The organism is Pedobacter sp. 10L46_2 (assembly GCF_056395165.1).
Genome location: NZ_JBFTIZ010000297.1, coordinates 1 through 7,387 on the forward strand (window position 1 = coordinate 1; position 7,387 = coordinate 7,387).

9 protein-coding genes are annotated in these 7,387 nt (G+C 35.8%); all 9 read right to left on the minus strand.

What is annotated here, in order from left to right; translation table 11 throughout:
* A partial coding sequence (locus AC1DDX_RS22915) for an AAA family ATPase (protein WP_477622652.1) occupies nucleotides 1–831 on the minus strand: 831 nt, incomplete at its 3' end.
* Between the two features lie 153 nt (nucleotides 832–984).
* Nucleotides 985–2,238, minus strand: coding sequence for a M56 family metallopeptidase (locus AC1DDX_RS22920; RefSeq protein ID WP_477622653.1), 1,254 nt, complete (start codon nucleotides 2,236–2,238; stop codon nucleotides 985–987).
* 32 nt (nucleotides 2,239–2,270) lie between these two features.
* Nucleotides 2,271–2,711: a hypothetical protein gene (locus AC1DDX_RS22925; RefSeq protein WP_477622654.1), complete on the minus strand. Its 441-nt coding sequence runs from the start codon at nucleotides 2,709–2,711 to the stop codon at nucleotides 2,271–2,273.
* Between the two features lie 27 nt (nucleotides 2,712–2,738).
* Nucleotides 2,739–3,119, minus strand: a complete 381-nt coding sequence (locus AC1DDX_RS22930) for a BlaI/MecI/CopY family transcriptional regulator (RefSeq protein ID WP_477622655.1) — start codon at nucleotides 3,117–3,119, stop codon at nucleotides 2,739–2,741.
* A 77-nt stretch (nucleotides 3,120–3,196) separates the two neighbouring features.
* Nucleotides 3,197–4,138, minus strand: a complete 942-nt coding sequence (porD, locus tag AC1DDX_RS22935) for a type IX secretion system protein PorD (RefSeq protein ID WP_288882587.1) — start codon at nucleotides 4,136–4,138, stop codon at nucleotides 3,197–3,199.
* A 2-nt stretch (nucleotides 4,139–4,140) separates the two neighbouring features.
* The gene (gene coaBC / locus AC1DDX_RS22940) at nucleotides 4,141–5,334 is read right to left on the minus strand and encodes a bifunctional phosphopantothenoylcysteine decarboxylase/phosphopantothenate--cysteine ligase CoaBC (RefSeq protein ID WP_172661100.1); all 1,194 of its coding nucleotides are present in this window, start codon (nucleotides 5,332–5,334) and stop codon (nucleotides 4,141–4,143) included.
* Between the two features lie 42 nt (nucleotides 5,335–5,376).
* Nucleotides 5,377–5,703 carry a DNA-directed RNA polymerase subunit omega gene (locus AC1DDX_RS22945; protein ID WP_172661099.1) on the minus strand — a complete coding sequence of 109 codons (327 nt, stop codon included), beginning with the start codon at nucleotides 5,701–5,703 and terminating at the stop codon, nucleotides 5,377–5,379.
* Nucleotides 5,703–6,641, minus strand: coding sequence for an outer membrane protein assembly factor BamD (locus AC1DDX_RS22950; protein ID WP_172661098.1), 939 nt, complete (start codon nucleotides 6,639–6,641; stop codon nucleotides 5,703–5,705). The genes AC1DDX_RS22945 and AC1DDX_RS22950 overlap by 1 nt, the downstream gene beginning before the upstream one ends.
* A gap of 87 nt (nucleotides 6,642–6,728) precedes the next feature.
* Nucleotides 6,729–7,139, minus strand: a complete 411-nt coding sequence (locus AC1DDX_RS22955; protein ID WP_337717440.1) for a DUF5655 domain-containing protein — start codon at nucleotides 7,137–7,139, stop codon at nucleotides 6,729–6,731.
* Nucleotides 7,140–7,387 lie beyond the last annotated feature (248 nt).

Below are 7,387 nucleotides of genomic sequence, written 5' to 3' on the forward strand. Positions count from 1 at the left end.
GTCTTTAATTTCTATAAGTGAAGACCTTAGGCGTTCGTTTAATGTGGCATAATCAGGATTAAATTTCTCAATGCTTTGAAGCTGATTGATAACCTCTTTTAATAGAGGTAGCACAGCTGTTTCCTGTTCACTCAGTATATTCTGACTATTTAAAAGGCTTCTTTTGATGCTTTCAGCGTTGCTAAGCATTTGTAATTCAGTTTCAAGCTGTTCCTGCTCGCCGGACTTTAAGGCCGCGGTTTCCAATTCATTGAAAAGGAACTGTTCGTAGTCTTGTCTACTGCGGGCTTCTGCAGCAGCTTCCTGTAAAATGGATAGTTGTTGCTGTGTTTTCTTATAAACTTTATACTGCTCACGGTACTGAGCCAACAAGGATTGATGATTTGCCAGGGTATCTACCACTAGCAGCTGAAAGCCAGGGTCGTTTACCTCTAGTGTAGCATGCTGAGAGTGTATGTCAATGAGTTTCTCGCCAACTTGCTTCATTACAGTAAGCGTAACGGGAGTATCGTTTATAAATGCTCTAGACTTTCCATCTGTGGATATTTCCCTCCTTAAAATACTTTCGTTATAAAAGTCAATATCGTTTTCTTCGAAAAGAGATTGTAATGTAGTGTCGCTAAGCAGAAATTGCCCCTCGATAATACATTTTTTGTCCTGATTAAAGAAATACTTAGTTTCGGCACGCTGACCCAATATAAGGGAGAGTGCGCCAAGCATGATAGACTTACCGGCACCTGTTTCGCCAGTGATGATATTTAAACCTTTATTAAGTTCCAAATCAACACTATCTATTAAAGCATAGTTACGAATAGAAAGTTTTTGTAGCATATTACTCTGCTAAATTATGAAAACTTAATCAATGGATGTTTATTCTTACAAACAAAAAAGCAGAAGATTTCTCTTCTGCCCTCAATCTAATTTTATTGTGTGGTTTAATAATTTGTGTGATCTGTGTTTGATCAATTCAGGTCTATATCTGTTTTAATTCCTTTTTTCTTTTTTAATGCTATCAATTCCATTGTCAAATTTTCTTTTCAGCTCTTTATACTCAGGTGAGTTTTGTAGCTCTTTCATCTCCTCAATATGTTTTTTAAATTCAGGAGAATTTATCTTTTCACGCATCAGATCAATGTTTTTCTTCATCTCGGCCTGTTGTTTTTTCCATTCATCAGAATTAAACTTTTTGCTCATTTCTGCAGCATTTTTCTGAATATCAGCTTGCTGCTTTTTCCATTCTGGCGAATCAAATTTCTTGCGCATATCCTGAGCAATTTTAAATGCCATTTCTTGTTGTTGCTTGAACTCTTTTGAGTTTATCTGATTGCTCATTTCAATGGCTTTTTGCTGAATCTCTGCCTGTTGTTTTTTCCATTCAGGAGAATCGAAATGCTTCGCCATTTCTGCGGCATTTTTTTGAACATCTTTTATCTGTTGCTGAAATTCAGGCGATTTTATGTAAGCCATGCTTACCTTTGTTACCGAGTCAAGATTAAACTTATAATCGAACTTAAAATCATTCATAAATGATTCATTAACTACTTCCTGCCTTAAACTATCAGGCATTTCTTTAAGCGAGTTATATTCTTTTTTATTCCCTTTAGCGTCAACGGTAACAATTTTGAACTTGTTTTTTTTCTTTGTGGTATCTGTTTTTACAAGGTCATTATCGCAGTCCTCGTTAGCAACTGGTGCTAATAGTGTCTGTATTTTTGATTTTATAGCTATTCCTTCTATATCAACCTTTTTGTTATGTTGATTGGCCTTATTTATAGCAGGAGCTTTTTTTGCAGGACTAATCCAAGCTAAGGATACTATAGTCGCTATTGTTAATGTTATAGCCAAAATCTGCTGTTTGGCATTCATATAATTGGTTTTCATGTCCGTAATTCTTTTAATGCGTTGATACAAATGTTGATCTTTTCCAGTTGCTGCCATTGAGAGGGCAGGAGTGGTTTTGTTTTTTAATATTTCAAGTTTTAAAAGTGCATGTGCATAGGTTAGTGGGCTACCAGTAAATTTTAGAACAAGATCATCACAAGCATGTTCACGTTCTATATTGATTAGTCGGCCGCCCAGCCATACAAATGGGTTAAAGAAGAGTATGGTTTCAATACCGGTTTTTATTAAATTTAATAGATAATCGTTTCTTCGTATGTGCGAAAGCTCATGAATTAATATTGCTTCAACTTGTTTTATATCAAGCTGAGATGCCAAAGCAATTGGAAATAATACCACTGGTTTTAAATAACCTATAACCAGTGGAACATTTACCCTGAAGCTGGAACGGGAGTACGGTCAGCCCATTTTAAATCTAGTAATTTCTTATAGCCAATAGCCAGGATAAATAGCTGAAACAATATGCCAATGCTATATATGCTAACCAGATAAGGGAAAAAGTTCTCTGTTATGCTACTCATATCCTGAGGCAAATGAATAAGGTATTCGGATTGCTGTACATTGGAAATTTGATTAGACGCAATCGCAACACTATTTACCGGAAGTTTAAACAGTGTAAAGAATGTGATGCAGAACCCCAGAAATATAAGGCACAATGCACCATAGGCCATATTGTGCTTGATTTTTGCATCAATTTTAGGAAATGCACTTGTAACAGCTACCAATATACCATAAATGATGGCGCCTTGCCATAGAGAGTGGAAGATGCTCCATCCGGTAGCTTTAATGAGGTTGTTTACTATTGCTTCCATGTGTTTATAGTTGGTTCTTTAGGTTTATTACTTACTTAATTCGTCAAGATATTTTTTTATCGAATCAATTTCATCTTTACTTGCGGTGTGGTTCCCAAGTGCTTGCATTACTAATCTCGCCGCCGATCCGTTAAAAACATTATCGATCATTTTATTTACGAGATGCTGTTCTGTTTTTTGTTGATTGAGAAGTGCCGTATAAATATGAGTTTTAGAAGACGTGTCGCGTTTAACAAGTCCCTTCTCGTGCATAATCTGCATTAGTTTTAGCGTAGTGGTATAAACAGACTCTTTGCTTTTCTCTAAAATCTCATGAACGTCTCTAACCGTACAATTACCCTTTTCCCACAATATCTGTAAGATCTCTAGTTCACTTTCTGTAGGCTTAAGGTTTATTGATGCTGCCATATTTTGTTTATACGAATTGTTTCGTATTCAAATGTACGAATGTATTCGTATAAACAAAATATTTTTAACATTTTTTTTTAATTGTTTTTAAGACCTTGATTAAGAGGGGCAATTGCCTGATTAAGCGTTTCGTATTTATTGATGTTGGCGGGATCAATTTGGACAAGCAGGTTGTATGCTTTTATACGATCAGATGGATCTCCGGTAGAAATAGAAAAGACATTCACAATCTCATCTGCTTTTGTAGAAAAGTAGAAGTTGGGAAAAATAGAACCTAATTTCTGTTTGTCCATTTGTTTTAGTCCACTAAGTAGGGTTATCATTTTTTTTACTCCACGGCCGGTATTTTCTTGCAAGCGATCAAGCCCGTTAAAATGATAGTCGTAAATAAATACTCTAAGTTCTTCAAAGGTTTTATTAAGTAGATTTTCATTTAGCCAGTAGCGGTTGCGTAACCCATCAAAGGCTTTCCAGCCTTTATTTCCAGATACCTGAGCATTGTTTAGAATGGTAGAGGCCCTCTTATAGAAAGGAGTGCCGCCAAGGTGACTAAAACTATCTTTATCTAAGCCAATAATGGTATAAGCGTAGTAACTTAGTAAAGAACTAAGATTGGAAATATAAGTTTGATCGGAGAAATCTAATGATTGGCCCTCAGCATAGTTGAAATCGAAATCTTTATCACTTAGATTAAGTAGCGTACTGTTATAAGCCGACGCGTAAACTGGTCTGCTAGATTGAAGCTGTGCCTCTGCTTTATAGGCAGCGCTGCCATCCCAATCAGTTATAGTGATTACAAAATTGCATTCGATACGCTCCTGTGGGCTATAATTTTCGTTACTCCACTTATTATTATTTAAGAATTCCCTTATGGTAGTTTCAAGAACTTCCAGATTTCTTCTGTCCATATTAGGGATAGTAGGAGCCTGTACCTGAACTCTTGCATTTAATTCCTGAGCATTAACAAAGGTTTGGCAAATAAAAAAGAAAAGTAAGATAAGTAAGTAGCGTTTTTTCATGCTTAAACAAGCTTTAAAATTTCATTGCAAATGTCTTTGGCAACCTCAGTTTTTGATTTCATTTCAAAAACTGTCTTCTCAAATGCTTTATTAAAGATAGTTATTTTATTGGTATCCATCTTAAAACCTGCTCCTTTGTCATTTAAGGAATTTAGGATAATGAGATCAAGATTTTTCCTTGTAAGCTTGTCCTTTGCATGTTCTTCCTCATTTTCAGTTTCAAGGGCAAAGCCAACAAGTATTTGATTTTCTGTTTTTAGTCTGCCTAAAGTAGCCAGAATATCTTCTGTCTTTTTTAACTCCAGGTTGAACTCCCCGCTGGTTTTTTTTATTTTCTGACTAGCGGTAGTTACTGGTGTATAATCAGCAACGGCAGCACTCATTACCATAATTTGTACAGTAGGGAATTCTTTTTGACATGCAGTTAGCATTTGAGCTGCGCTTACAACATCTATTCTTTTGAGTTGTTGTGAGCTTTTTTCAGCTGTTGGTCCTGTAATTAATGTTACGTCAGCACCTAAGCGAGAAAACTGGTCTGCAATAGCAAAACCCATTTTGCCAGATGAATGATTTCCGATAAAGCGTACAGGATCTATAGCTTCATAAGTAGGTCCTGCTGTTACCAGCACTTGTTTCCCAAGCAATGGAAGATCTTTACGTATTGTTTCTAATAGAAATGAAACGATTTCCTCAGGTTCAGCCATTCTGCCTTCACCATATAGGCCGCTAGCTAATTCTCCTTTGCCAGGAGAAATGAGAAGATTGCCGTATGACAATAGTTTATCTATATTGGTTTGAGTGGTTTCATGCTTCCACATATCCAAATCCATTGCCGGTGCAACTAAAACAGGACACTTTGCTGAAAGGTAAACTGCAGTTAGTAGATTGTCGCACAATCCAGTAGCCATTTTTGCTAACGTATTTGCGCTTGCGGGCGCAACGAGCATGTAATCCGCCCAGAGACCTAATTCTACATGATTACTCCAAACTCCGGTTTCTTCTTCAAAGTATTGAGTGTAAACAGGATGTTTTGATAGTGTTGCAAGTGTGAGCGGAGTGATGAAGTTTGCCGCATCTGCAGTGAGAATTACTTTGACGTTTGCGCCAGCCTTTACCAGTAGCCTTACCAGGGTTGCTGATTTGTATGCTGCAATGCTGCCGCAAACGCCTAGAATAATATTTTTATCTTTTAGCATGGTTTATAATGCATTGATGCAATTTAATACCTATGCGTGATATTATTGTTGCTCTTTAGCGGGATTTCTGTAATAAATTTTGTCGTTCAGAAATTCATCAATAGCAATTAATGAAGGTTTTGGTAAACGCTCATAATGCTTACTGATCTCAATTTGCTCTCTGTTCTCAAAAATCTCTTCAAGATTATCATTAGAAGATGCAAACTCGGCTAATTTGCCATGAAGCTCTTCTTTCATGTTATTAGAAATCTGATTAGCCCTTTTAGAAATAATTACTAAAGACTCATAGATGTTTCCGGTTTTTTGATCCAGATCATTAACATTTCTAGTAACCGTAGTATTTGGTATTGCGGGTTTATTCGTACTCATTATCTGTTGGGGGTTTTAATTGTATTAATTGCAGAACTATCTCTTTTAGCTTCTTTTGTTAATTGAGATTTATATTTTTCATAATTAGCAAGGCGTTCAGCTATAAAGCGTTTAGCACTTTCTATTCCAGATTCACTATCTTTCTTTAAGGCGTTTGCTTCCTTTAAGTATTTACTTTCAGGATGCGCTTCTGCAAATTCATTGGCATAAGTAATTGCTTCTGTGAAGCGGTCTTCCTGACGCTCCTCAATACTGTTTTTAGCAAAAGCGTACTGTGATTTGATCATTAATAAATCCATTTCCTCTGAATATTTAATATCAGGATAATCGATTTGTGCATTTTTTAGTGCTATAACAGCTGCTCTGTAGTTAGATGCTTCACCACCATTGCCACCTATTTCGTAATACATTTTTGCATTTGCATACGCTTTGTCTTCAAGTTTAGTACGCAGAATACCAATGTATTTTGCAGCCTCTACAGCACGTTCACTTTTTGGATAGAAGTTAATAAAGAGCTGTAATGCATCAATAGCTTTATAGGTATTTTCCTGATCTAAGCTAGGTCTTGGAGAATCCAGATAATAGCAATAAGCGCTCATATATCTACACTCTTCAGCATATTTACTAGTTGGATAGCTATCTGCAAACGATTTGAATTGATATCTTGCAGTTGTGTAATCTCTTAGTTTAAAGAGAGTCAGTGCGTAATAATAATTCAGTTCCTCGGCTTCAGCTCTTCCCCTGTATTTTTGAGACAAGTCTTCGAATAAGATCAATGCCTTAGAATAATTCTTTTTGTTATATAGCCTCATGGCCTCCTGGTACTTTTTTGCAACGTCGTTGCTCAGTCTGATCTTCTCAAACTGACTTTTACAACCAGCAATAGTAAGGGCTATAATGGTGAAACTTAATAGTAATACGTGTTTAATTTTAAACATTCTGCAAAGATAAGTTAATAATACGATACCGTCAATTAAAAATAATAGGACGCTAAGCTATGTAAAGGCATTCATCCTGTCAAGTGCTTAACATAATTTAACGTTTCCATTTTTATAAGCCATAGACATATACTTTAACACCTCGTCATTTATATCTTCTTTATAATATATTCGGAGGTGGTGATTGTAATCATCGCTACCTGGAACAAGTTTTATTTTTCGAAAACACATATTGTCTTCATATGGTTGTTTAAATGGAAATACAACATCAATAAAGTTTTTGCCAAACTGTATAACGTACGCGAAGTTGATGCGGGATGAGAAAGCTATCATTGTTTTGGTAGTATGGAATTTCACCTCGCCTAATTGTTGGTAACATGAAACCAAGTGATTAAAAAGCTCAATCGAGGAAGGTGATTTTCCTTGAAGGAATGCTGACAATGTGTTGTTATCCATAATAGCATATTGTATTTGTGCCAATCTATAAAGATAATTCATTTTCTGTTTACGTGGTTCTGATTTGTCTTGTTTGATTCTTGCTTATTGGAGTACATTTTAATAGTTGAGGTGTATTTTTTTAACGACCTTCCAATGACTCTGAACGACTTTGAAACGACTCTGAACGATATTTTGTCGTTTGTAAGGCTTTTTGATGTAAGGTGTCAGGCGATGGGGTATTATACCTAATGTTATGTATACTATATATAGTGTAGAATTTGATGTGATTACGCACATAGTATATATAT

Coding starts and splice junctions, on each gene's coding strand:
- AC1DDX_RS22925 (WP_477622654.1), bottom strand. CDS start 2,711: ATGGAAGCAATAGTAAACAACCTCATTAAAGCTACCGGATGGAGCATC.
- AC1DDX_RS22930 (WP_477622655.1), bottom strand. CDS start 3,119: ATGGCAGCATCAATAAACCTTAAGCCTACAGAAAGTGAACTAGAGATC.
- porD (WP_288882587.1), bottom strand. CDS start 4,138: ATGAAAAAACGCTACTTACTTATCTTACTTTTCTTTTTTATTTGCCAA.
- coaBC (WP_172661100.1), bottom strand. CDS start 5,334: ATGCTAAAAGATAAAAATATTATTCTAGGCGTTTGCGGCAGCATTGCA.
- AC1DDX_RS22945 (WP_172661099.1), bottom strand. CDS start 5,703: ATGAGTACGAATAAACCCGCAATACCAAATACTACGGTTACTAGAAAT.
- AC1DDX_RS22950 (WP_172661098.1), bottom strand. CDS start 6,641: ATGTTTAAAATTAAACACGTATTACTATTAAGTTTCACCATTATAGCC.
- AC1DDX_RS22955 (WP_337717440.1), bottom strand. CDS start 7,139: ATGAATTATCTTTATAGATTGGCACAAATACAATATGCTATTATGGAT.